Source organism: Paenibacillus sp. FSL R7-0210 (assembly GCF_038009085.1).
GTDB lineage: Bacteria > Bacillota > Bacilli > Paenibacillales > Paenibacillaceae > Paenibacillus_AQ > Paenibacillus_AQ silagei.
In genome coordinates, this window is the sequence record NZ_JBBPAR010000001.1 from 5,970,085 (window position 1) to 5,991,699 (window position 21,615).

Sequence of the window (21,615 nt, forward strand, 5' to 3'; positions counted from 1 at the left end):
AAATCTAACGATTCTGTATGCCTGCCGAATGTATGCTGTTTTCCACATATATTCGGCCACTTGCCCTCACAACGACCGATTGTATGCTGTTTTCCACATATATTCGAACCACTTGCCCTCACAACGACCAATTGTATGCTGTTTTCCACATATATTCGAACCACTTGCCCTCACAACGACCGATTGTATGCTGTTTTCCACATATATTTGGTTTATCGCACATCATAATATAAAAGGGGCTGCCCCAAGCCGTTACCTGGCTTGGGGGCAGCCCCTTTGCTATCATAACAATCTATTCATGCCGGATATGCTCATGGGTCTGCAGGAAAATCTGCTCCACATGTGCATCATTCAGCGAATAATATACGGTCTTACCTTCCTTGCGGCGCTTCACAATCCGCAGATTGCGCAGATAGCGGAGCTGATGGGAGACTGCCGATTGTCCCATATCCAGTATAGAGGACAAGTCATGCACACATAGCTCCTGCTGGGATAACGCGTAGATCAGCCGAACTCTTGTCGGATCACCCAGTGCCTTGAACATTTCTGCCATCTTATCTGTGATCTCACGGTCCGGCAGAATCAAGGCCATCGATTCCGGTTCCAGTTCGGAACCATTACAGGTGTTGTCGCATTCTTCAAGTGCCGCTGGTTCCATGCTCCCGCCCTCCTCCATATGCTCATCCGGTGTCACCGGCGCTTAATAGTATCTTCTACGATTAATTATAGAAAAAATGGCGTCCAATGTCCATTGAGAAGAAAATACGGGAGGGAATTCACTTAAACATGCGGCGATGTATAGCCTATCCGTCAGCGAGATCAGCTAGTATGATCAGTTTCGTTCGGGTTCGCTTCGAACATTCAGTGATAGTTGTAGTCTGTACATCTAAAAACCCCGAAAAGAAAGGTTTTCCTCTTCTAACTGTAGTCTGTACAACTAAATCTGCCCGAATGGGTCAGAATCCGGTACAGATGGATTTTTAAATGTACGAAGTGCAACTAAACCACTCCTAGGCCATATATCAGGTGATTTAGTTGTACAGAGTGCATTTAAGCATACCTCGTATACCTTAATCGCATACTTAAATCGTACGTGAACCCTAACATAGGATTAGTTTAACATTTCCCGCCAGCCGCATTCCGATACCTGCTAACCTTATACCGCCTTACGCCAAAAGGCTATCAAGCCAGCACCCAGGAACAGAAGCAGGCTACCCGCCACGACAATCATCAGGCTCTCCAGCGGCAGGTTGAAGGCGCCGAACCGTTCTTCGCCGAAGGGGGACATGGCCAGCACCGGCTGCACCCATGGATAATAAGGACCGTAGGTGGAGGAGTTCGCAATCAGTATATTGGGAATGGTGAAGCAGACATTCAGCGCAAGCGGGGCGCCGAAGCTGCTCCAGCCTTGAGATATCGCCAGTTGCAGTGCAGCCAGCGGCAGGCAGGCAAACCAGCCCCCGAACAGGCTGCTCAGCATCAGCCCCCAAGGAACTCCCCCTTCTGCACCCCGATACCATCCCACTCCCAGAACCCCTGCAAGAAACAGCAGCTGAACCGCACCCAGCAGCGCTACAATTAATGCATATTTGGCAAAATATACGGAGGTTCGTGTAACCGGAAGCGCCAGGAGCTGCTTCCAGCCGCCGTCACTATGCTCATTGCGGCAGATTAAAGCGGCGAAGAGTCCAGAGAGTACCGGAAGAAACAGCAGCGCATGTACCGCTGACATTGTGCTCAGCAGAACCTGCCAGGTTATCACCCTATCCTCTTGCATGTCCGAAAGCGCGCCTATCGGCAGGGAGATCAGCGGACTGAGCAGTATTAACAGCCAGGTGCGGAATCCGGCTATCTTCATGCACTCCGCAGACATTATTCGCAGAAAAGTCCGCATATTCAGTCCACATCCTTTCGCGCGAAATGTATGGCTCCAGGCAGGATTACCAGGAGTCCAAGCAACAGGCCGGCTCCGCTGAACAGCCAAGGACGCGGATCACTCCAGGCCAAGACCGGCCAGGAGAGCGGGAACCATTCCGTGAAGTACACACCGAACGGGCTGACCAGCGACAAGGTCAATCCCACCGATACCGGAAGGGTCTGGTTCCGGCTGGATAGAGAGAGCCACAGCTGGAGTGCAATGACAGGCATGGCCGCAGCATAAGCGGCGAAGCCTATCCGCAGGACATCTGCAAGCGGTATCGGCTGAGCGCCGAATCCGAGCAGCAGCCCGAGGACGACAGTTCCTGCCGACAGCAGCAGGCAGGACACGATAAGCAACAGCAGGCAGAGCAGCAGCTTCGCCATGAACACAGCCGTACGGGAGACAGGCAGCGCCAGAAGCTGCTTCCAGGCGCTGGTCTGATGCTCGACATTCGCAATCAGAGAGCAGATCAGTGTGCCTCCAAGATACAGGGCAATCGGTACGAAGGGTACGACCTCACTGAGCAGTCCACCCCACAGGTCCTCCCGGTACTGCCCGCGAAGATAGTCATAACGGAGGCCGAAATTCAGCCCCTGCATAGCGATAAGACCCAGCGGGCCGAGGAAGGCGAGGAACCAAATGCCTTTGCCGCGGATCTTAAGCCAGTCCGCCGACAGCGCACGCCACATCATAGCTCCCCTCCCCCAACCACCTGCAGGAAGAATTCCTCCAGAGATTGCCTGTGCTCCTCCACCCTGTAGATTGCGTGACCCTCCTCGACCAGCTCTTTGACCAGCAGCGATACTCTCGCATCACTCATCCGGGGCAGAACCAGCCGGCCCTCCTGCAGCTCGCCGCCGCAGCCGCGCCGCACCGCCGTCATCAGCGCAGTCTCCGGCTCGGATAACGCCAGACGCAGATGGCCGGCCGCCTGCTGCTGGAGATGTGCAATGGTATCCTGATAGACCATCTGCCCCTCGCGGATAATGCCGACCGTACCGGCCATTTGCTCAATCTCGCTCAGCAGATGGCTGGATACCAGAACTGTAATGCCCTGCTCTCCAGGCAGCCGCTTAATCAGGGAGCGGATCTCCTGTATGCCTGACGGGTCCAGTCCGTTGGTCGGCTCATCGAGAATCAGCAGCTCCGGGCTGCCCAGCAGGGCTGCCGCAATCCCCAGCCGCTGCTTCATGCCCAGCGAGAAGCCCTTGACTGGCCGCGTCTCCTCCCCGGTAAGCGATACGATCTCCAGCACCTCGGCAATACGCACCTTGGGCACACCCAGAATGCGGCGGATCGCCTCCAGGTTGTCCCATGCACTCAGATGCCCGTAGTAGGACGGCGATTCCACCAGCGAGCCTACCTTGCGCAGAATCTGCATCCGGTTCGCACGCAGCTCCTTGCCGAAGATTTCAATGCTGCCGGAGGTCGGCTTGATTAGGCCGAGCAGCATGCGGATGGTTGTTGTCTTGCCGGCACCGTTCGGTCCGAGGAAGCCGTAGATTTCCCCTTTTGTAATATTGAGATTCAGGTTCTTCACAGCCGCACGGCCGCGGTATTCCTTAAGCAGATTTCTTGTCTCTATCACTGTATCCTTCATTCTCTTCACCTCGGTAACAGCATAACGCCCCAAGGTTAAAAGCACGGAAGCAGCAAGTTTAAATTTTGTTTAAATTGTTCGGGGCGTCCCGCTTCCAGATCACAACCTCGGTCCCCTTCGCCGTGCTCTCCATGCTCCATTCCAGGTCCATCCGTTTCAGCAGCAGATCGACAATCGACAGGCCCAGGCCGGCTCCTGCGGAATCCGTGCTCTGCGCAAGGCCGCCGCCGTGATCGGAGATGATAATCACCCGGTTGCCCTCACGGATCTCCGTAAGTATGCCTACATATAATCCGCTGCGCGCATGACGCAGAATGTTCTGGAACAGATTATCCAGCACTCTGCGGAACCAGCTGTCATCGATCTCCCAGTACAGCGGCGCTCCCTCCAGATCAATCTCGATCTGGTACCCCTCCTTCTCCCACACCGGATACCAGGCGGCGGCGCTCTCCCGCACCAGTCTCAGCACATCCCGGCGTTCCGGGTGCAGCGCAATGCGTCCGCTGTTCAGCAGATTGTAGGACAGCAGGTTCTCAATTAGGATGCCAAGGCTCTCAATCCGCTGATCCATCAGCTCAAGGGAGGACTGGCCATGCGGTGACAACGGCTCCTTGCCCAGTACATGGAGGTGGCTGCGAATGACGGTCAGCGGAGTCCGCAGATCATGCGACAGATCGGCCACCAGCCGCTTGCGCAGCGCCTCTTCTTCCGCCTCTCTGGCACGGCCTGCCTTAAGCTCCGTCACCATGGTATTGAAGGCTTCCTCCAGACGCCCGATCTCATCCGGCTTCCCCGGCGGAACAATCTGCGGCAAGCCCTCTTGCCCGGTGAACACCATAGCGGTCTGCAGCCGCAGCAGTCTTCTGCGGATCATGATGAAGAAGAACCAGGAGCTGGTGATGAACAGCAGGAAGAACACCAGCATGGCAATCGTATACCATTTATCCAGTCCTGCCGCATATTTGCTTTCCGTAATATCCTCAGGAATCTGCATGACCATGAAGCCCTCTGCGGCCTCTGCCCGGTCTCCTATAAAAGCGACAATCGCCAGCGGCTTCAGCGCCGCACTGTCCTTCATGAAGGATACCGCTTCAGCGGCGCTCCACTGGGCGGGAACAGCCGGAGCCTCTCCCGTCAAGAGCAGCGGCGGTCCTGAAGGCTCTGTAACCAGCTGTGTTGTGCCCGCAGGATCGACCCAGAATATTCTCGACAACGGATAGGCTTCACCTAAGGCCGACAGCCGCTTGGTAATATCCGCCGGGGGTTCACCAAGAAGCTTGCGCGCTTCCTCATGCCACAGAATCTCCAGCTTATCTATACTGGAATACTGTTCATACTCCTTGGGTGGACTTGTATGAGTAGCCCCCGCGAAGATGCTGTATACGGCAATCGTCAGCGGAATAACAACCGGCACGAACAGCAGTGCAGCTACAATAATCAGCAGATAACGAAAAAGCAGCGAACGGTGCAGCAGCTGGAAACGCCCTGCCCCCTTCACCCTCTCACCCGGTAGCCGATCCCCCGGACCGTCTCAATAATCTCCGGCGCGGCCGGATCAAGCTCCAGCTTCTCGCGCAGATAACGGATATGTACCATCAGCGTCTTGTCGCCTTCGATATAGCTCTCCCCCCAGACCGCCTCATAGATCTGCTCCTTGGTCAGAATCTGGCCCAGATGCCGCAGCAGATAAGAGAAGATCTGAAACTGCTTACCGGTAAGCATAATCTCCCGTCCGGTCGCAGCTTCCGTGACCACACTACTCCCCGGTATGACAACCAGATGCTTAAGGGTCAACTGAGCGGGCGCGGCAGCGCCGCTTCTTCTCAGCAGAACCTCGATTCTCGCCGCCAGCTCATCGGGATGAAACGGCTTGGTCAGATAATCATCCGCGAAGTCCAGCCCCTGAAGCTTATCGTCAATGGAGGTGCGCGCCGAGAGCATCAGAACCGGCAGCTCCGGATAAGCCCGCTTCAGCCGCTGGCCGACGGTGAAGCCGTCCAGCCCCGGCAGCATCACATCCAGAATCGCAAGCTGGCAGCCCTCTGCAGCTTCAAGCGCCCCGTCTCCGCTCTCCAGCCAGCGCACAGCATATTCCCGTTCCCGCAGATCTGCAGCTACGACACTGCCGATCTCCCGGTCATCTTCTACGTACAATAGGGTTACACTCACGTTGTTCTCCGTCCTTTCTTCCTTCAACTGGCAAAACAAATCCCCGGATACCGGCAGTCTTGAGGTCTGCGGTATCCGGGGAGAATGATCCTTGCTGTTCAGGCCGTAATTCCAAACCGTCCCGGAGGCTTATCCTCCGGCAGCCCGAACAGATAGCCTTGTCCCAAATCCATACCGAGATCACGGCAGACCAGGAATTCCTCACGGCGTTCAATGCCTTCGGCCAGCAGGCTTGCACCGAATTCTCCGGCCCTGGAGATTATCTCCCTAAGCATCCGCTGCTTCCCCTCATCCCTGTCACAGAAGCTGATCAGACTGCGGTCAACCTTGACATAATCAGGCTGGAGGCTGGACATCAGTTCAACGGTCGAATAGCCCGCGCCCACATCATCCAGCGCAACCCGCATCCCCTGCTGGCGGTATTCGGCGAAGATGGCGCGCAGATGGGCAATATCGCTGATCTGCTCCGTCTCCACTACTTCAAATACATAGTCCTCCGGGTTCTGGTCCAGCCTCCGGATCGCCTCGAAGGTATGAGTAAGACAATACTTGGGATTATAAATAGAAGAGGGCAGGAAGTTAATGAACCGTTTGATGCCCTTAGGCAGCAGCTTACTGCTGGTCTCTATTGCCGAGATCCGGGCGGCCCGGTCAAGGAAGGAGTGAAACCCTGTCCGCCGGGCAATCTCAAACAGCTCATAAGGCTGAAAATAACTGCCCTGGGGCAGCGGGCGCAGCAGAAATTCAAAGCCGACAATCTCCTCGCTGAAATTCACAATCGGCTGCATGTGGCTGCAGAAATCATGGCTCATAATGATGGACACCAGATTCTCGTTAGCGAAGCGGACCTTCAGCTGATCGAAGGTCAGCCACCGTTCCGGGGCCGCAGGGGCATCTTTGCTCTTAACGCACACGGATAAGGAGTCCGCAATGTCCTTAGCCGCCACCAGCATTTCTATAAGCTTCAACAGCTCTTCCTTACGATGATATGGAATGATACAGGTCTTGCTTGTCTCAAATACTTCATAACCGGCATTCCGGATGGCAGCAGCCAGCGGATCAGAGCAGGGGCGGAGCTTCAGCTCCCCTTGATCCTCTATCGGGTCGATGTCAGCACAATCAACACAGTTCATGGCAATCCCCTCCGCCTCATGATGTCGATAACCTGAGGTCATTATAGCATGATTCCTTCGGCACAATCCGAAAAGCAGCAGCAGAAAGGGCCCCCTATGAACCATGGAGGTTCCTAAGAGGCCCGGATTGCCGGACTATATAGTACTTAGGCTTAGGCGGAACTTATCCGTTACCGGCCACTGCCATCCTTTTACCGGAGACAACCGCTTAAGGCTGCCATACCCCGTGCTCACCGTTCTTGCCCATATATTCAATCCGCGAAGGGGACAGCTCAAGAATGACATAATCGGGATCATCCGGTCCCTTGAACCATTTCTCCAGGGACTCATTCCATACCTTAGAGCGCAAGCTATCATCCTTCGTCACAGCAACTGTAGCTTCAATCTCCAGTACATCCTTGCCGCCGCCCTGTTCATAGCCAAGCAAGAGACTAGCATTCGGATTATCCTGAAGCTCTTCTACCTTATGAGTCTTGCGGTTAGTTGCCAGATAGATGGACAGTCCGTCATGAAAAATCGCCATGTAACGCACCTTAGGCTTGTTACCGGCCTCAATCGTGCCGAAGGAACCGAACCTGTTGTCGTCCAGCACCTGTATGATTGTTTTCTCCAGCTCTTTGTTATCCATTGACGTCACAGCTCCCTTCAAATTCATGTGAATATAAGTTTATATATTCACGTCCACGGTTTGGATTTATGATTAACCTGTGCCTAATATAGTGTACCCTTCCCGTTCATTCTGAATCCCGCCATCTGTTCATAAATTGATTCATAAGGAGTCTTATTCTTGAAAAAACTAATCTGGATCGGCTGTCTCTCCTATTTCGTAATCGGCCTCGCCCATGTCGTCCTGGGCTCCATTCTTCCGGTGCTGCTCCAGCATTATGACCGCAGCTACAGTGCAGGGGGCGAGCTGATCTTCAGCCAGTTCGCGGGCTTCCTGGCCGGCGTACTGGTCTCGCCGCTGCTGAACCGGCGGTTCGGCAAGCGCGGCGGCATTCTGATTGCAACCGGCCTGCTGCTCTGTGCCGAGATTGCCTACGCCTTCCTCCCGCCCTGGGGCTGGATGTACGTAATTGCCGTAGCCGCAGGGTTCGGCTTCGGGATGATCGAAGCCGTCATCGGCACGATTATTATTGCCGCAGTCACCGAAGGAACGGCGGTTGCCATGAGCCGGCTGGAGGTGCTGTTCGGTGTCGGGGCGCTGCTCATGCCGCTGGCGGCCAGTCCGCTGATTGCCGCCGGGCAGTGGAGGCTGGCCTTCCTGATCGTTGCCGCCTTCTCCCTCCTCTCGCTGCTCTTCTGGGCGAAGAGCAGATTCGGCCCGCTGGACAGCGCGCTGAATGAGCGGCCTGCCCGCCCTGACCGCGCTGCGGCAGCGGGAACTACGAGACGGTTGTCCTTGCCCTACAAGGGCAAGCAATGGGTGGTGCTTGGCTTGTTCATTCTGTTCTTCTTTCTCTATGTAGGCACTGAGATGAGCCTGGTGAATTTCATGCCGGCGATCTTCATCGCGAAGCTGGGCATGAGCGAGGCCGCGGCTGCGCTCACGGTGACCTTCTTCTGGCTTGCCATGTCGGCAGGCAGACTGTTCGCCGGTGTCATCGCCGAGAAGATCTCCTACCGCATCTATGTGCTCGTCAGCTGCTTTGCCGCTTTGCTGCTGCTTATTATTTTCCCGTTCGCCGGTCACCGGCTTGCCGCCTTTGCCATCATCCTGCTGCTTGGCCTGTTCATGTCCGGCATCTTCTCCATCGCGCTGGTCTTCTCCAGCAAGCTGCTGCCCGGCGCGGAAGAATCCACGCCGAGCATTATGATCGCCTCCGGCGGAATCGGCGGCGCGGTGCTGCCGCTGCTGACCGGCTGGTCCATGGATCATCTGCAGATCGCCCAGACCTCGGGACTTTTGGCCGCTTTTGCCGCGCTGTTATTCGTGCTGAGCGTAACCGCCTGGAGAATCGGGTAATTGTATACAACAAGGTCCATATTCTGTGAATAAGGATGGAACCCACATATGGCTGAACTGCATTCTGAGCCCACTCTGCATACCGCCTTGCTGCAATTCATTTTCCCCTTCTCCATCAAGGCCGAGGTCGATGAAGAGCTGATTGAGAGTTTACAGAAGGATGGATTTACGCGTTTTTTTCTTGAGAACAAGGAACTGGAGCATGCCTATTACGGAGAGAACCACTGTGTATCCCATGAGAAAATGGAGCGCAGCTATCTTCCTTTTGCCGCCCATGTCTTGTTTCCGCATGAGAAGGACAGGGATTCCTTCCGCCGCTTTTCCCGGGTGAGTGATCTGCTGTGCGGGCTGCAAATGCCCTTTCAGACGGTTCCCTTCCGCGTGCTGTCGACAGATGTGTTCCTCTGCCCGTTCGAGCTGGGCTTCCTGACGGTAAGAGTGGCTATTGAGGAAGAGAATCTCCCCTTCAGCATGGTGCTCGAATTCGCCGACCGTTTCCGCAACCTGGAGGATGTAAGCGTTCAGGATGAGCATACCTTCATCCATTGTCATAAGAAGTCTTTTGCCCGGGTGGAGGACTTCGTGTTCAGGCATCTGGCAGCCGGGCTGGAGCCGTATCTCGATCCTGCGGAGACCAATGGCAATTATTTCGAGACCCTGCCCTTCTTCGTTGATGAACGGATGCTGGTGCAGGCCTTCTACGGCGTTAATCTCCCTGAGGACGAGGAAGAGATCAGTGTCGAAATGCTCTACCGTGCCTCTCAGGTGGATGGTCTGACCATCGACGGCAGCCCCTACATGAGTGCAAGTGATCCGGATTATATCAAGCAGTACACCCGGGAGCATTGCTATAGCCGCTGGGGGCCGGACACCTACTATATGACCAATGAGCAGACCTTCTGCTGCGTGAGCCGGGCGAAGCCGGAGATTGCCGCAGGCCTGATCAGCCAGATGTACGGAGAGTATTATTACGGAATGCTGCTGAGTATTTTTCATAAAATCGTGCTGCTGAAGCTCGCCAACCTCCACTCCCGGCTGCGCATCAACCACGACAACGACGAGATCGAGAATCTGATCTTCCTGATCAACAAATTCTCGGCCAAATTCTACTTCCTGGAGCTGATTTCACAGTCGCAGGGGCGGGAGATTTTTTTTCAGCTGCGTAAGGTATATGGCAATGATGCGCTGTTCGATGAGGTGAAAATGACCCTGAATGACCTGTTCCAGTACCAGGACAAATTCCAGGCCAAACGGCGGGATACGCTCCTGATGGTGCTCACCGTATTTACGGTTATCAGCGGAATTTACGGGATGAATCAGGTCATCGAGGATCTGAAGGGCCAGATTGACTGGAGCAAAATGCTGGAGTACTCCGCGTTCGAGTATCTGGCTCTGTTCCTGACCTTCTCAGGGATCACCGTCAGTGTCGGCTTAACGCTGAGAGAGATCTGGAACGGCATCCGCAGCCGCCGCAAGAAGCGGCATTATACGAGGGATTAAGACACAGAGGGTGGACAATGTCGAAGCTGCCGTCTATAATACACCGTAAGAACATAGCAATACCCGTGAACTTTATAGAACCAGGGGTGCTGGAATTGGCCGGCTGAGATTGTATCCCACAAGATACTGACCCTTATACCTGATCTGGATAATGCCAGCGTAGGAATCTTCATTCGGCACAGTGCCTTAAGCGGTACTGAAGCTGAATTCCCCTCACGCAAGTAACTGGCGTCCCGATCTTCGGGACGCTTTTTTGATTATATGGATGTACAGGAATAGGGTTTCTGTAAGCTCTGAAGACCAGGGGTTGCTGGAAGGAGAGAAAAAGAGAAATGGGAGTCAAAAAAACAGTAATGCTGCTGCTCAGTTCCATGCTGGTTCTCACGGTCGCGGGATGTGGCGGCGGGAACAACAGCGGCAATGCGGGGGCCAGCGCACCTGCTGCCGGGAACAGTACGGCTGCACCTGATGCAACCGCAGCCGCACCCACAGATGCACCTAAGGCGCTGACTCCGGTCAAGATTGCCCTGGACTGGACGCCGAACACGAATCATACCGGCCTGTATGCAGCCAAGGAGCTGGGCTATTACGCGGAGGAAGGTCTTGACGTACAGATTGTACAGCCAGGCGCTGCCGGGTCGGATACAATGGTCACTTCCGGCGAAGCCCAGTTCGGCATCAGCGCCCAGGAGGCGCTGACCCTGGCCCGCCTGCAGGATGTGCCGCTGGTGTCGATTGCTGCAATCATTCAGCATAATACCTCGGGCTTTGCGGCTCCGAAGGACCGCAATATTAAGACGCCGAAGGATTTTGAAGGCAAAACGTACGGAGGCTGGGGCTCCCCTGCGGAGCAGGCTGCCATGAAAGCCATTATGGACCCCGAAGGCGGGGATGTCTCCAAGGTGAAGCTGGTGAATATCGGCGAAGCGGACTTTTTCACAGCTGTGAAGCGGGATATTGACTTCGCCTGGATCTTCTACGCCTGGACCGGTGTGGAAGCCGAACTGCGCGGGGAGCCGCTGGATATGCTCTATCTTAAGGATTATGCGCCGCAGCTTGATTACTACACACCGGTGCTGACCACCAGCGAGAAGGAGATCGCCGAGCATCCTGAAGTGGTGAAGGCCTTCCTTAAGGCTACGTCCAAGGGTTATCAGTACGCTATCGATAACCCGGAAGAAGCCGCGACGGTACTGTCGGATGCTGTACCTGATCTGGACCCCAAGCTGGTGCTGGCCAGCCAGAAATGGCTTAGCCCGAAATACAAGGACGACGCCCCGCGCTGGGGTGAGCAGAAGCTTGAGATCTGGAAGAATTACGCCGACTGGATGTACGGCCTGAAGCTGCTGGATAAGCCGCTGGATGCGGAGAGTACGTTTACGAATGAATTTTTGCCGGAATCATAATGAACCCGCATGCCGGGAATCTTATACTTAACTTGAAAGGAATGATTGATCATGGCTAACACACTGCTTAGCATTCAGGTAATTCCCAAGACACCGAACAACGAGGATTCCATCCCTTACGTGGACAAGGCTATAGAGGTGATTCAAAAGTCAGGCGTGAAGCATCAGGTGAATCCGCTGGAGACCACGATGGAAGGCGAGCTGTCCGAGCTGCTGGATATTGTGCGTGATATGCATGAGGCGCTGATCGCTTCCGGCAGTCCTAGTGTCATCTCACAGATCAAGATCGCCCATAATCCGGGCGGCATCAGCATGGAGAAGCTGACGGAGAAATACCGGCCGTGAGAAGCACCTGGAAGCTAGTGTGGCCGCCCTTTGTGGCGGTCCTCTTTTTTGTCGGGATATGGCAGCTATCGGTCATGCTGTTCGATATCCCGGCTTACCAGCTGCCCAGCCCCGCGGATATCGCGCGTGAGACGAAGATTAACGCCTCCGGGATCTGGGAGCACACCGCCGCCACGCTGCGGCTGACCCTGATCGGCTTCCCGGTCGGCACAGGCATCGGCCTGCTCACCGCCTTGCTGCTGCATCTGCTGCCCTGGGTCAAGCGAGCGCTCTATCCGCTGCTGATTCTCAGCCAGAATGTGCCCTCCATTGCGCTTGCCCCGCTGCTGATTATCTGGTTCGGCTTCGGCCTGCTGCCCAAAATCATCCTGATCACCCTCGTCTGCTTCTTCCCTGTGGCTGTTGCGACCATGGGCGGGCTGACGCAAAGCGACCGGGTAATGCTGAATTATATGAAGATGGCCGGTGCAGGCAAGTGGCAGATCTTCACCAAGCTGGAGCTTCCCGGCTCGCTGCCCTCCCTGTTCTCCGGGCTCAAAATCTCCGCCACTTATGCGGTGATGGGCGCAGTGGTCGCCGAGTGGATCGGCGCCGACAAAGGGATTGGCTACTATATGCTGCTGCAGAAGTCCTCTTACCGTGCGGACCGGATGTTCGTGGCCATCGCTATTATCGTGCTGCTGAGTCTCGTATTATTCGCGCTCATTGCCCTCCTGGAGAGATGGCTGGTGCGCTGGAAGCCGCGCAAGGAAGCTTAATGCCACGGGAGGATACCCCAACACGGAAGTACTTATAATCAACTGAAGGAGGTTACGCGAAGTGTCTGAGCTTACGAGGATTGAACTGGAGAAGGCGGACGGAGACGGACGCCTGGGTACACGGAGTGTGCCGCCTGCGCTCGAAGTCAGCGGCATCAGCAAGTCGTTCAAGCACCGCCGCCGGGAGACACAGGTGCTGAATCAGGTGTCCCTGACCGTGGAGCCGCAGGAATTCGTCTCCATTGTCGGCCCGTCCGGCTGCGGCAAAAGCACGCTGTTCCATATCATCGGCGGCCTTACGCTGCCGGATACCGGAACCGTCCGCATGAACGGCATCCCCGTGACCGGGCAGCGCGGCAAGATCAGCTATATGCCGCAGCAGCCCGCGCTGTTCCCGTGGCGCAGCACACTGGATAACGTCCTGCTTGGCGGCGAGCTGCAAGGCGCCCCGCAGCGGGAGGCCCGCGAGGCTGCACGCCACTGGCTGGCGAAGATCGGCCTAGGCGGCTTCGAGCGGGCCTACCCGCACATGCTGTCCGGCGGCATGCAGCAGCGGGCCGCCTTCCTGCGGGCCATGCTCGCGCCGCAGGAGCTGATGCTGCTCGACGAGCCGTTCAGCGCGCTCGATGCGCTGACCCGCGAGCAGATGCAGCGCTGGCTGCTGGAGCTGTGGGAGGAAAACCGCCGTTCCGTGCTGTTCATCACTCATAACATTGAAGAGGCACTGCTGCTCTCCACCCGCATCTATGTTTTCTCGGGGCGTCCCGGCTCCGTCCTCCACACCGTGGAGGTCCCGTTCCCGCGTCCGCGCCGCGAAGAGATCGCCGATTCGCCGGAGTTCCTCCGGATGCGGCGCCAGCTCTCAGAGTGGATGCGCGAGGAGCAGGCGAAGAGCCAGAGCTAAGTAGGCTCTTTGCCTGCTGGTACTGCTGCGCTCATTGCTGTGCCGTCTCGGCAGCAACTTATTTCTAACTGATTGTATTTGGTGCAATAGAATCCGCAATACTCCGGGCCAAACTCAAATCTGCTGTATTTCGTACAGCAGATTTCTGTTCTTTGGCCCCAAAGAGCCTTTTTCGCAGATTTCTGCTGTACGAAGTGCATTAGATTCAAATTTGCGGTGGATTTAAGGAGCATCTGTTGTAGAAAATACAATGGTCTAGAACAAACTCAGGTGGTGTAATGTAAGTTGCGAACCACTTCACCCGTGTAGTTGTATTCTGTACATTTAAAAACAGTAAAAAGGATCGCTCGCCTCCTATAACTGTAGTCTGTACAATTAAATCTGCCCGAATGAGTAATATCAAGCTATAAATACCAGGTTCCCCCGCCCTACATCCAGCCCTTGTCCTCCGCCAGCCGTACCGCTTCAATCCGTGTTTTTACCTCCAGCTTGCTGAGGATCTCCGAGATGTAGTTGCGGACCGTGCCATAGGAGAGGTGGAGCGCCGCGGCGATCTCTCCGGCGCTGCGGCCTGCGGCAGCCAGCTTCAGAATCTCCCGCTCCCGGTCCGAGAGCGGGTTCTCTTCACGCAGGCTGCCAAAGACCAGCTCCGGGGAAACCTCGCGGCCCCCGCCCATCACGCGGCGGATGGCATCCGCCAGCTTATCCACCGGCTCATCCTTCAGCAGATACCCCTGAATCCCGGCCTTCACCCCGCGCTCGAAATAACCGGGACGGGCGAAGGTGGTCAGGATAATGATTTTGGTGCGGCAGCCCCGCGACTTCAGCAGCTCGGCCACCTCCAGACCGCTCATCAGCGGCATCTCAATATCCATCAGACACACATCCGGCTGGACACGCTCGATCAGAGCCAACGCCTCCGCCCCGTCTCCCGCTTCGCCCGCTACCTCAATATCCTCCTCCAGATCGAGCAGCGATGCCATTGCGCCGCGCAGCAGCCGCTGATCTTCGGCAATTATGATGCTGATCATGCCGTTTCCCCATCCTTTCCATCCTTAACTACTCTTGGTGTGACCACCGTCAGCCGGGTTCCCCCTCCGGGTCTCTGGGCAAGCGTCAGTGAACCGTCAATCAGGGCCAGCCGCTCGCCCATTCCCTTCATGCCATTGCCGTCCCGGCGATCCGTGCTCTCCGAGCCGCAGGCATCTACCCCTATGCCGTTATCCTCCAGCGTAATCTGTACCTCGCCGGGTGTCATTACGATGCTGATCCGGCACTGGTCCGCACGGCTGTGCTTGACGATGTTGGTCACGCCCTCCTTGATGCAGAGGCTGAGAATACTCTGCGTCAGAGCGGATACGCCTAGCAGTGCTGCATCCCCTTCAACTTCAAGCGCGATCTCCGCACTGCGCAGCATCTCCGCTGCCTCAACCAGCTCTTCGGCAACTGAGACTGCACGCATCTCTGAGACCAGCTCCCGCACCTGGCGCAACGCGGCCCGCGAGGTCCACTGGATCTCACGGGCTTCCGCCTGCGCCCGCTCGGGGTTCTTCACCACCATTTTCTCAATAAGCTGGCTCTTCAAGGTAATCAGTGACAGCGTGTGTCCCATCGTGTCATGCAGATCGCGGGCGATGCGCATCCGTTCCTCGCGCTTGATCATCTCTCTAATCACCTCATTGGCCTGATCCAGCTCCTTCTCCAGCATCCTCCGCCGGTTCATGGAGCGGATACCGAAGGGAGTAATCAGCATCATCAGCGCAAAGGGCACCATGAACAGCAATCCCCCCGTGCTATACATTTGATCCAGGGACAGCAGAGCCAACGCGATCAGCATAGCTGTGAATATGGCCAAGGCCCGTCTGAACCGGCGCAAGTCGGTATACCAGCCGATAAAGTTGCTGGTGAAGAAGCCCATATACATGTTGTAGGGGCTATAGACTACGGTTAGCACGACAATAATCAGCATCTGCAGCCCCAGCCAGGCCGTATACGTTCTCTCTTCCGCCCAGTAGAGCTGGCGGTAAATCACCAGGAACAGCAGGAGCAGCGCCACTCCCCACATCAGCTTATAGCCGCTGTAGCCATCGAGATTCAGCACCGGGAACACCAGATAGAACAGCCAGATATAGGGGAAGAAGCCGAATCTTTTCGGAAATATCCAGAACTGCTTACGTGCCACCATGGATTACACCGCTTCCTGTTTTCGCCTTATATAGACCGATAATAACATAAATACAGCCAGGTAACCGAGCAGCAGCAGTACGGCCTTCCACGACGGGGAATCTCCCGCTACAATCGCCCAGGCTCCATCTCCATAATTGTAGGACGGCAGCCAGTGTCCGATCTTCTGCATCAGCTTAGGCATAATCTCCAGAGGCATCCACATGCCCCCGGCCACCGCCAGCCCCATATAGAGCACATTGCTCACCCCGCTGGCCGTATCCACCCGCTTCATGGAACCGATAATCGTACCCAGCGCCAGAAAAGGCAGAGAGCCCGCAAGCAGCCACAGTCCGCTAAGCAGCCACTGCGCTGCTGTCAGCGATACCCCGTTAATCAGGTACCCGGCTGCGAAAATGCACAGAACCGAGAACAGATGCATGATGCTCTGACCGAACATTTTACCGGAAAAATATACCGAAGACGGCAGCGGAGTAATGCGGATAAACGTATTCCAGCCCTGCGTCTGCTCCTGCACCAGCCGGACGCCGAGGGTCATAATCGCCGAGCCCATCACGCTGAAGGCCGCCATCGACATCAGATAATGCGCCTGCCACTGCTTCGTATCGTCCGTCCCCGTATTCACCACCCGGGTGAAGATGAAGTAGAACATAATCGGCATGAGCAGCGACCAGAATACATAATAGGGATTGCGGATAATCCGCAGCAGCTCTGCCTTGCACTGGGCTATCATAGGGTTCATCATACTGCCGCCTCCTCTTGATTCAGGGTCAATTGCTCGAACGCTTCATCCAGCTTCCCCTGGTCGATCCGTACATCCTGCACGGCCAGCCCGTTCACGAAAATAGCCCGCAGCGCCTCATCCGTATTCCCTGTCGACACATGCAGCCGTCCATCCTTCTCGTAGCAGCCTTCCACGGCTGGCAGCTCCAGCAATTGACCGCGCAGCAGCGCCGGGTCGCCGGACGCCAGGAAGGACAGCGACTTCTTGACCAGTCTCGCCTTAATCTCATCCGGGCTTCCGTCCGCCGCCAGCACTCCCCGGTTGAACAGCAGAATCCGGTCCGCGATATCCTCCGCCTCCTGCAGATAATGGGTGCTGAACAGAATCGTCTTGCCCTGACCGGCCAGTCCCCGCACCCTCTCCCAGAAATGCCGCCGCGCTGTCGTATCCAGCCCCACCGTGGGCTCGTCAAAAAACAGCAGATCCGGGTTGCCCGCCAGCGCCAGCGCGAAGCTGAGGCTGCGCTTTTGCCCGCCGGAGAGCTTCTCCGCATAGCGGTTCAGATCCGCCTCCCCCAGCCCCGTCGCCTGAAGCAGCACCTCCATCTCCATGGGCTGCGGATAATAGCTGCGGATCAGGGCCAGAAGCTCCCGGACCTTGAGCCGGTCCATGACACTGACCTCCTGGAGCATGGCTCCGGTCCGCTGCTTCACTCTGACGTCTGCCGGCTTAAGACCGAACACCTTCACGCTGCCCTCCGAGGGCTCGAGCAAGCCCAGAAGCATCGCCAGTGTAGTGGTTTTGCCGGCTCCATTAGGGCCAAGCACCGCTGTGATCGAGCCGCGGCTAATCGTAAAGCTCACCTGCTTTACCGCTTGCTTCTCCTGGAAGCTGCGGCTGACATTGTTCATTTCAATGACATGTTCCATCGTGTATCCCTCCGTGTCCTTCTGCCCTCTTGGCTATATTGCTATAGTACCGGAGACCGGAGAGAAGCATCAGTATGGACTGTCACCGATTCAAAGTGACAACTGTCACCCGGGCAACAAGTGGAAACGGCTTTGCCGTTCTTTTAAAGGACGGTACCGTTTCAGCGAGAAATAGAAGGATAATTTATCATGTGAAACATATAAATTCTTATATTTAAATAAAGCGCTCCTATCCACGATTCCGTTATCGTAGCAGGAGCGCCTCCGTGTGCATATTATTCAAACCTCAATTGCCCAATCGCCTGTTCCAGCATGCCGTTCAGCGTCTCCCCTCCGGGAGGGGCGCTTACCCAATGGAAAACCGCTGTGCGTATCGCTGCCATAAGCAGCGCGGCCAATAAATCCGGGTACAGGTCGAGCTTCACATCCTTGTGTGTACGCTCCGATATCACCTTGGCGAGCTCCCGCTCAATCTCGATCTCCACCTTCCGTGTCGCGCCGAACAATGCAGGATCATCGCGGAGGAGGACGATGCGTGCATACCACTGCCGGTCTGTAGTCTCAGCGAATCCGTCAAGCACAGCGGCACGGATGGAGTCCTGAAGCGGTTCACCTGAAGGACGGCTGGCAAGGGTAGCCGCTATCCGCTCGGAACGCTGATAGGCATTGCCGACAATAGCAGCCTCTTTGGACGTAAAATAGTTATTGAACGTCCGCATGGAGACATTCGCAGCTGCGGCAATATCCTCCACCCGAACCTGACTGGCCCCTTTCTCCATGGCAAGTCTGCAGGCTACATCACTTAGCGTCCGCCTGGTCTCTTCCTTCTTGCGTTCTCTCAAGCCCGGTTTCTCAGTCGTCATGTCCGTCTATGTCTCCATTCCTGTATGTAGTCAATTCAATATGTATTCAAAGGCCTGCGGTGCTGAAAATTTCAGCACTACAGACCCTGGTATCATTCTGCGGAATGGTTTACTGCGCCACTGGAAGCTGAATGTTATAATCCAGCACCTCGTCCAGCCAGTCAAACATCACCTGATAGCTGAGCGGCAGATTGTTCAGTTGGCAATGCAGGTCGGCACCATCCTCTTCCGTCCCCTTGAATATCGCGTTCTTCTCATTCGGAGCCTTCTCGTAAGTGTCTATCGCTTGCCGCTGCATCTCAGGATGCTCTGCTTCCGAATACATGGAGAGCAGGGGACATTTGACGTCCTTCGGGTCCACCTCGATAGCTTCCCTGGCTACATGATACCACTCGGCAATACTGTCGAAGCCGTGCGACCAAGCCGATCCGGCGAATAGAACCTGGCCGGTATAGGGCATCTTCTTGCTCTGCTCCGCCGCTTCTTCCGCGGTGCCCCGCAGGAATGAAGGCATCCCGCGTTCAATGAAGGACGCCATAGAGTACACCGGCGAGTTCGGCACTGCCGCAGCGAAGCGGTCGTCACAGCTGGCATGCACCATCGTCTTGGCCCCGCCATAGCTCATGCCGCTGACCACCAGCCGCTCAGGGTCCACATCCGGACGGGCCAGGACGAAATCCGTGGTGGCTCTGTAGACATTATGCAGCTCCTCGCGCGGGAAGTTCCGTGCTGTCGCCTCAGGCTCATAGAATCTGACACATACATCATAAGGAAGGTCTACGATCAGCGCGTTGTATCCCCGGTCAATAGCCGCTTGCCCTCCGAGAAAATAGGTATCTTCCTTGTGCGTCTCCCCGCCGTTATGGAAAATAATCGTTGGCTTAGGCGCATTCCTGTGCTCCGCCTTCAGGAAGCAGCCCGGGAACTTATACCCCTTGTATTCCACCTCGACCCACTCATGGGGGATCTGCTCAGACTTCGCATCAAGCGCCTTGCGGAAGCATTCCACACTTTTGCCGTGATACCGAACGAAATCCGGTTCACCGGGAAAAGCTCCATAGAAGGCTGCCCTGTAATACGAATGGGCACGAATGAATGCCTCACCGGCGCTGATCAGATGCCCTTTCTTCAGGCAGCGCTCTGCTGTTGCCTCGATTTTAACGGCTTCCTTCTCGAATTCAGTCTTCCAGCTGGTCAAAGAGCCGGGATCGATGTTCCTTGCAAGCTTGAATACTTCCCCCTGTGCCACACCGCCGCAGTGTACGAACGACAGCAGCCACTGGAACGTGAATTCAATGTCATCCCGCTCAAAGAATACCTTGTGTGTCAACCGTGCAGCCACCTTTGTCTCTTGCCCATCTACCTGTACCATACCATTCTCCTCCTTCTCCAATCTATCCTTTCAAGATCATCCACAGCAGACACAGCCGCGAAGCGGAAGAGGGAATCAGGCTACGGCGCGATTCCGGGCCCGGGTGTTGGCGTCCAGCGAAATTCGGCCTCTAACCAGATTTTAGCACTTTCCATATTTTTGCGCAACACGCAATATTTCTTGTAATGCAATTTTTCAATACGTGCAAAATAATCAAATGGGGGAATAGTATTCCGCTCGCTTCGGCTCCCTCACCTCCACTCGAACCCACTGCATTCGGTTTTCCGCATACATTTGCCCCGATCCCCCCCGCAGTTGCACATTGTATGTTGTTTTCGGCATACATTCGCCCCGTTCACCTTGCAATTGCACATTGTATATTGTTTTCCACATACATTCGCCCCGCTCATCCTTGCAGTTGCACATTGTATGTTGTTTTCGGCATACATTTACCCCGCTCACCCTCGCAGTTGCACATTGTATGTTGTTTTCGGCATTCATTTACCCCGCTAACCCTTGCAGTTGCACATTGTGTGTTGTTTTCCACATACATTCGCCCCGCTCACCCTCGCAGTTGCACATTGTATGTTGTTTTCGGCATTCATTTACCCCGCTAACCCTTGCAGTTGCACATTGTGTGTTGTTTTCGGCATACATTTACCCCGATATCCCCGCATCAGCACATCATGGCAACGTTCTGCCTATCTCTGGCTAATTTTGATGGTTTTCACTCTTACCAACCGCTTGTATGGAGCAACATTGTTGCAGTTTTTGCAGGATTTCTCCAGACATGTTACTGGCTGCGGTGCAATGTTGCATCATTTGCAGGAATTTTGGTGTTTGGAGCAGGTTAGCTCTGACATTGTTGCATTTGGTGCAGGATTTCTGCATAGGCCGCTTATATTGGGCAGCATTGTTGCATTTCTTGCAGAAAATTTCAATATTTGTTACTGGCTGTGGCGTATTGAACGTGCGTACCTTCGCACAAGCCTACATTTTTCACTTTTACGCATACCTTCTGTCCATCCTCCTCCAATCAAAAAAGGCCTTCCCCACTGACTCTGGAGAAGGCCTTACTGTTCACTACCTCTGCATGAATCCCTTGCTAAGCAGGAATTCCTTCATGTGCAGCCGGGCAGGCTGAGCCAGCCGGCCGGCCATCATCTCCGACCAGGAGGCTGCGCTCTGGCCGCCGGTACGCTCGCGCATATAGTCGCTGGAGATGGTGTCGTATACGCGGGCCTGTTCCACTGCGGCTTCGGCATTGTAGCCGTTATGATGCAGCACCGCTGCCTGCGGCAGGCGCGGGCGGATGCCATTCACGGCGGCCGGATACCCCAGGCACATGCCGAAGACCGGATAGACCAGCTCTGGCAGGCCGAGCAGCTCAGATACCGCAGCGATCTGATTGCGGATGCCGCCGATGTAGACAATGCCAAGACCGAACGATTCTGCGGCAACAGCAGCATTCTGCGCGGCTAGCGCCACATCGACAGTCGCTACAATCAGATTCTCGGCCGTATCCTCATAGGACGGCTTCCCCTCCAAATGCGGAGCAGACGCTTCCCGCAGCCGGTACAGATCCGCACACCAGACCAGAAAGACCGGGCACTGCTCGATGTAGGCCTGATTGCCGGATAAGGCAGATAACTGGGCTTTCAGCGCTGGCTCCGTTACAGCAATTACTGTGTACGCCTGGACATTGCTGGAGGTCGAAGCCATCTGCCCCGCTCCAATCACTGCTGCCAGCAGTTCGTCACTGACCGGCTTGTCCTGGTACTGGCGGACAGAGGTATGACGGTTCAACAGCTCAAGGGTTTCATTCGTAGGTTTCATTATCG

The 21,615-nt window shown here is 55.5% G+C and carries 21 protein-coding genes and 1 riboswitch; of the genes, 6 read left to right on the forward strand and 15 right to left on the reverse strand.

The genetic code is table 11. From position 1 onward, the window contains the following. Nucleotides 1–292 precede the first annotated feature (292 nt). The 8 genes from MKY64_RS25190 to MKY64_RS25225 form a co-directional block, all read right to left on the reverse strand. Nucleotides 293–658: an ArsR/SmtB family transcription factor gene (locus tag MKY64_RS25190; protein WP_036732785.1), complete on the reverse strand. Its 366-nt coding sequence runs from the start codon at nt 656–658 to the stop codon at nt 293–295. 498 nt (nt 659–1,156) lie between these two features. Next, nucleotides 1,157–1,894: an ABC transporter permease gene (locus MKY64_RS25195; protein WP_340956518.1), complete on the reverse strand. Its 738-nt coding sequence runs from the start codon at nt 1,892–1,894 to the stop codon at nt 1,157–1,159. 2 nt (nt 1,895–1,896) lie between these two features. After that, nucleotides 1,897–2,613 carry an ABC transporter permease gene (locus tag MKY64_RS25200; protein WP_076083440.1) on the reverse strand — a complete coding sequence of 239 codons (717 nt, stop codon included), beginning with the start codon at nt 2,611–2,613 and terminating at the stop codon, nt 1,897–1,899. Further along, a complete protein-coding gene (locus MKY64_RS25205; protein WP_036732796.1) occupies nt 2,610–3,521 on the reverse strand; it encodes an ABC transporter ATP-binding protein in 912 nt (303 codons plus the stop codon). Before MKY64_RS25205 ends, MKY64_RS25200 begins: the two co-directional genes overlap by 4 nt. 58 nt (nt 3,522–3,579) lie before the next feature. Then, nucleotides 3,580–5,019, reverse strand: coding sequence for a sensor histidine kinase (locus MKY64_RS25210; protein ID WP_340956521.1), 1,440 nt, complete (start codon nt 5,017–5,019; stop codon nt 3,580–3,582). Continuing rightward, nucleotides 5,016–5,690 (reverse strand): response regulator transcription factor, encoded by a 675-nt coding sequence (locus MKY64_RS25215; protein WP_036732799.1) that lies wholly within the window; start codon nt 5,688–5,690, stop codon nt 5,016–5,018. The genes MKY64_RS25210 and MKY64_RS25215 overlap by 4 nt, the downstream gene beginning before the upstream one ends. 98 nt (nt 5,691–5,788) lie before the next feature. Further along, on the reverse strand, nt 5,789–6,823 hold the full coding sequence (locus MKY64_RS25220; protein WP_340956522.1) for an EAL domain-containing protein: 1,035 nt from the start codon (nt 6,821–6,823) through the stop codon (nt 5,789–5,791). Nucleotides 6,824–7,031: 208 nt separating this feature from the next. Beyond that, nucleotides 7,032–7,451 carry a pyridoxamine 5'-phosphate oxidase family protein gene (locus MKY64_RS25225; RefSeq protein WP_036732803.1) on the reverse strand — a complete coding sequence of 140 codons (420 nt, stop codon included), beginning with the start codon at nt 7,449–7,451 and terminating at the stop codon, nt 7,032–7,034. Nucleotides 7,452–7,610: 159 nt separating this feature from the next. Between MKY64_RS25225 and MKY64_RS25230 the strand changes: the two genes are divergently transcribed. From MKY64_RS25230 to MKY64_RS25255, 6 genes are all read left to right on the forward strand, one after another. Then, a complete protein-coding gene (locus MKY64_RS25230; protein WP_209877382.1) occupies nt 7,611–8,789 on the forward strand; it encodes an MFS transporter in 1,179 nt (392 codons plus the stop codon). A gap of 48 nt (nt 8,790–8,837) precedes the next feature. After that, nucleotides 8,838–10,289 (forward strand): hypothetical protein, encoded by a 1,452-nt coding sequence (locus MKY64_RS25235; RefSeq protein WP_340956526.1) that lies wholly within the window; start codon nt 8,838–8,840, stop codon nt 10,287–10,289. A 72-nt stretch (nt 10,290–10,361) separates the two neighbouring features. Next, nucleotides 10,362–10,472, forward strand: a riboswitch (TPP riboswitch). A 149-nt stretch (nt 10,473–10,621) separates the two neighbouring features. Then, complete coding sequence (locus tag MKY64_RS25240; protein WP_036732815.1) at nt 10,622–11,695, forward strand: ABC transporter substrate-binding protein; 1,074 nt, start codon at nt 10,622–10,624, stop codon at nt 11,693–11,695. Between the two features lie 51 nt (nt 11,696–11,746). Further along, nucleotides 11,747–12,040 (forward strand): thiamine-binding protein, encoded by a 294-nt coding sequence (locus MKY64_RS25245; RefSeq protein WP_036732817.1) that lies wholly within the window; start codon nt 11,747–11,749, stop codon nt 12,038–12,040. Then, on the forward strand, nt 12,037–12,798 hold the full coding sequence (locus MKY64_RS25250; protein WP_340956530.1) for an ABC transporter permease: 762 nt from the start codon (nt 12,037–12,039) through the stop codon (nt 12,796–12,798). The genes MKY64_RS25245 and MKY64_RS25250 overlap by 4 nt, the downstream gene beginning before the upstream one ends. A 79-nt stretch (nt 12,799–12,877) precedes the next feature. Then, nucleotides 12,878–13,702, forward strand: coding sequence for an ABC transporter ATP-binding protein (locus tag MKY64_RS25255; protein WP_235192090.1), 825 nt, complete (start codon nt 12,878–12,880; stop codon nt 13,700–13,702). Between the two features lie 428 nt (nt 13,703–14,130). Here the strand turns inward: MKY64_RS25255 and MKY64_RS25260 are convergent, their stop codons facing one another. From MKY64_RS25260 to nfsA, 7 genes are all read right to left on the reverse strand, one after another. Beyond that, on the reverse strand, nt 14,131–14,733 hold the full coding sequence (locus tag MKY64_RS25260; protein WP_340956532.1) for a response regulator transcription factor: 603 nt from the start codon (nt 14,731–14,733) through the stop codon (nt 14,131–14,133). Then, a complete protein-coding gene (locus MKY64_RS25265) occupies nt 14,730–15,887 on the reverse strand; it encodes a sensor histidine kinase (protein ID WP_340956534.1) in 1,158 nt (385 codons plus the stop codon). The genes MKY64_RS25260 and MKY64_RS25265 overlap by 4 nt, the downstream gene beginning before the upstream one ends. Before the next feature lie 3 nt (nt 15,888–15,890). Beyond that, the gene (locus MKY64_RS25270; RefSeq protein ID WP_340958165.1) at nt 15,891–16,628 is read right to left on the reverse strand and encodes an ABC transporter permease; all 738 of its coding nucleotides are present in this window, start codon (nt 16,626–16,628) and stop codon (nt 15,891–15,893) included. Next, nucleotides 16,628–17,539, reverse strand: a complete 912-nt coding sequence (locus MKY64_RS25275; protein ID WP_340956536.1) for an ABC transporter ATP-binding protein — start codon at nt 17,537–17,539, stop codon at nt 16,628–16,630. Before MKY64_RS25275 ends, MKY64_RS25270 begins: the two co-directional genes overlap by 1 nt. Before the next feature lie 275 nt (nt 17,540–17,814). After that, nucleotides 17,815–18,402: a TetR/AcrR family transcriptional regulator gene (locus MKY64_RS25280; RefSeq protein ID WP_036732836.1), complete on the reverse strand. Its 588-nt coding sequence runs from the start codon at nt 18,400–18,402 to the stop codon at nt 17,815–17,817. A 109-nt stretch (nt 18,403–18,511) separates the two neighbouring features. Continuing rightward, on the reverse strand, nt 18,512–19,774 hold the full coding sequence (locus MKY64_RS25285) for an alpha/beta hydrolase family protein (RefSeq protein ID WP_340956540.1): 1,263 nt from the start codon (nt 19,772–19,774) through the stop codon (nt 18,512–18,514). Between the two features lie 1,083 nt (nt 19,775–20,857). Next, nucleotides 20,858–21,610 carry an oxygen-insensitive NADPH nitroreductase gene (gene nfsA, locus MKY64_RS25290; protein ID WP_209877401.1) on the reverse strand — a complete coding sequence of 251 codons (753 nt, stop codon included), beginning with the start codon at nt 21,608–21,610 and terminating at the stop codon, nt 20,858–20,860. Nucleotides 21,611–21,615: the final 5 nt, after the last annotated feature.

Coding starts and splice junctions, on each gene's coding strand:
- MKY64_RS25190 (WP_036732785.1), bottom strand. CDS start 658: ATGGAACCAGCGGCACTTGAAGAATGCGACAACACCTGTAATGGTTCC.
- MKY64_RS25195 (WP_340956518.1), bottom strand. CDS start 1,894: ATGCGGACTTTTCTGCGAATAATGTCTGCGGAGTGCATGAAGATAGCC.
- MKY64_RS25200 (WP_076083440.1), bottom strand. CDS start 2,613: ATGATGTGGCGTGCGCTGTCGGCGGACTGGCTTAAGATCCGCGGCAAA.
- MKY64_RS25205 (WP_036732796.1), bottom strand. CDS start 3,521: ATGAAGGATACAGTGATAGAGACAAGAAATCTGCTTAAGGAATACCGC.
- MKY64_RS25220 (WP_340956522.1), bottom strand. CDS start 6,823: ATGAACTGTGTTGATTGTGCTGACATCGACCCGATAGAGGATCAAGGG.
- MKY64_RS25225 (WP_036732803.1), bottom strand. CDS start 7,451: ATGGATAACAAAGAGCTGGAGAAAACAATCATACAGGTGCTGGACGAC.
- MKY64_RS25235 (WP_340956526.1), top strand. CDS start 8,838: ATGGCTGAACTGCATTCTGAGCCCACTCTGCATACCGCCTTGCTGCAA.
- MKY64_RS25240 (WP_036732815.1), top strand. CDS start 10,622: ATGGGAGTCAAAAAAACAGTAATGCTGCTGCTCAGTTCCATGCTGGTT.
- MKY64_RS25245 (WP_036732817.1), top strand. CDS start 11,747: ATGGCTAACACACTGCTTAGCATTCAGGTAATTCCCAAGACACCGAAC.
- MKY64_RS25260 (WP_340956532.1), bottom strand. CDS start 14,733: ATGATCAGCATCATAATTGCCGAAGATCAGCGGCTGCTGCGCGGCGCA.
- MKY64_RS25265 (WP_340956534.1), bottom strand. CDS start 15,887: ATGGTGGCACGTAAGCAGTTCTGGATATTTCCGAAAAGATTCGGCTTC.
- MKY64_RS25270 (WP_340958165.1), bottom strand. CDS start 16,628: ATGAACCCTATGATAGCCCAGTGCAAGGCAGAGCTGCTGCGGATTATC.
- MKY64_RS25275 (WP_340956536.1), bottom strand. CDS start 17,539: ATGGAACATGTCATTGAAATGAACAATGTCAGCCGCAGCTTCCAGGAG.
- MKY64_RS25280 (WP_036732836.1), bottom strand. CDS start 18,402: ATGACGACTGAGAAACCGGGCTTGAGAGAACGCAAGAAGGAAGAGACC.
- MKY64_RS25285 (WP_340956540.1), bottom strand. CDS start 19,774: ATGGTACAGGTAGATGGGCAAGAGACAAAGGTGGCTGCACGGTTGACA.
- nfsA (WP_209877401.1), bottom strand. CDS start 21,610: ATGAAACCTACGAATGAAACCCTTGAGCTGTTGAACCGTCATACCTCT.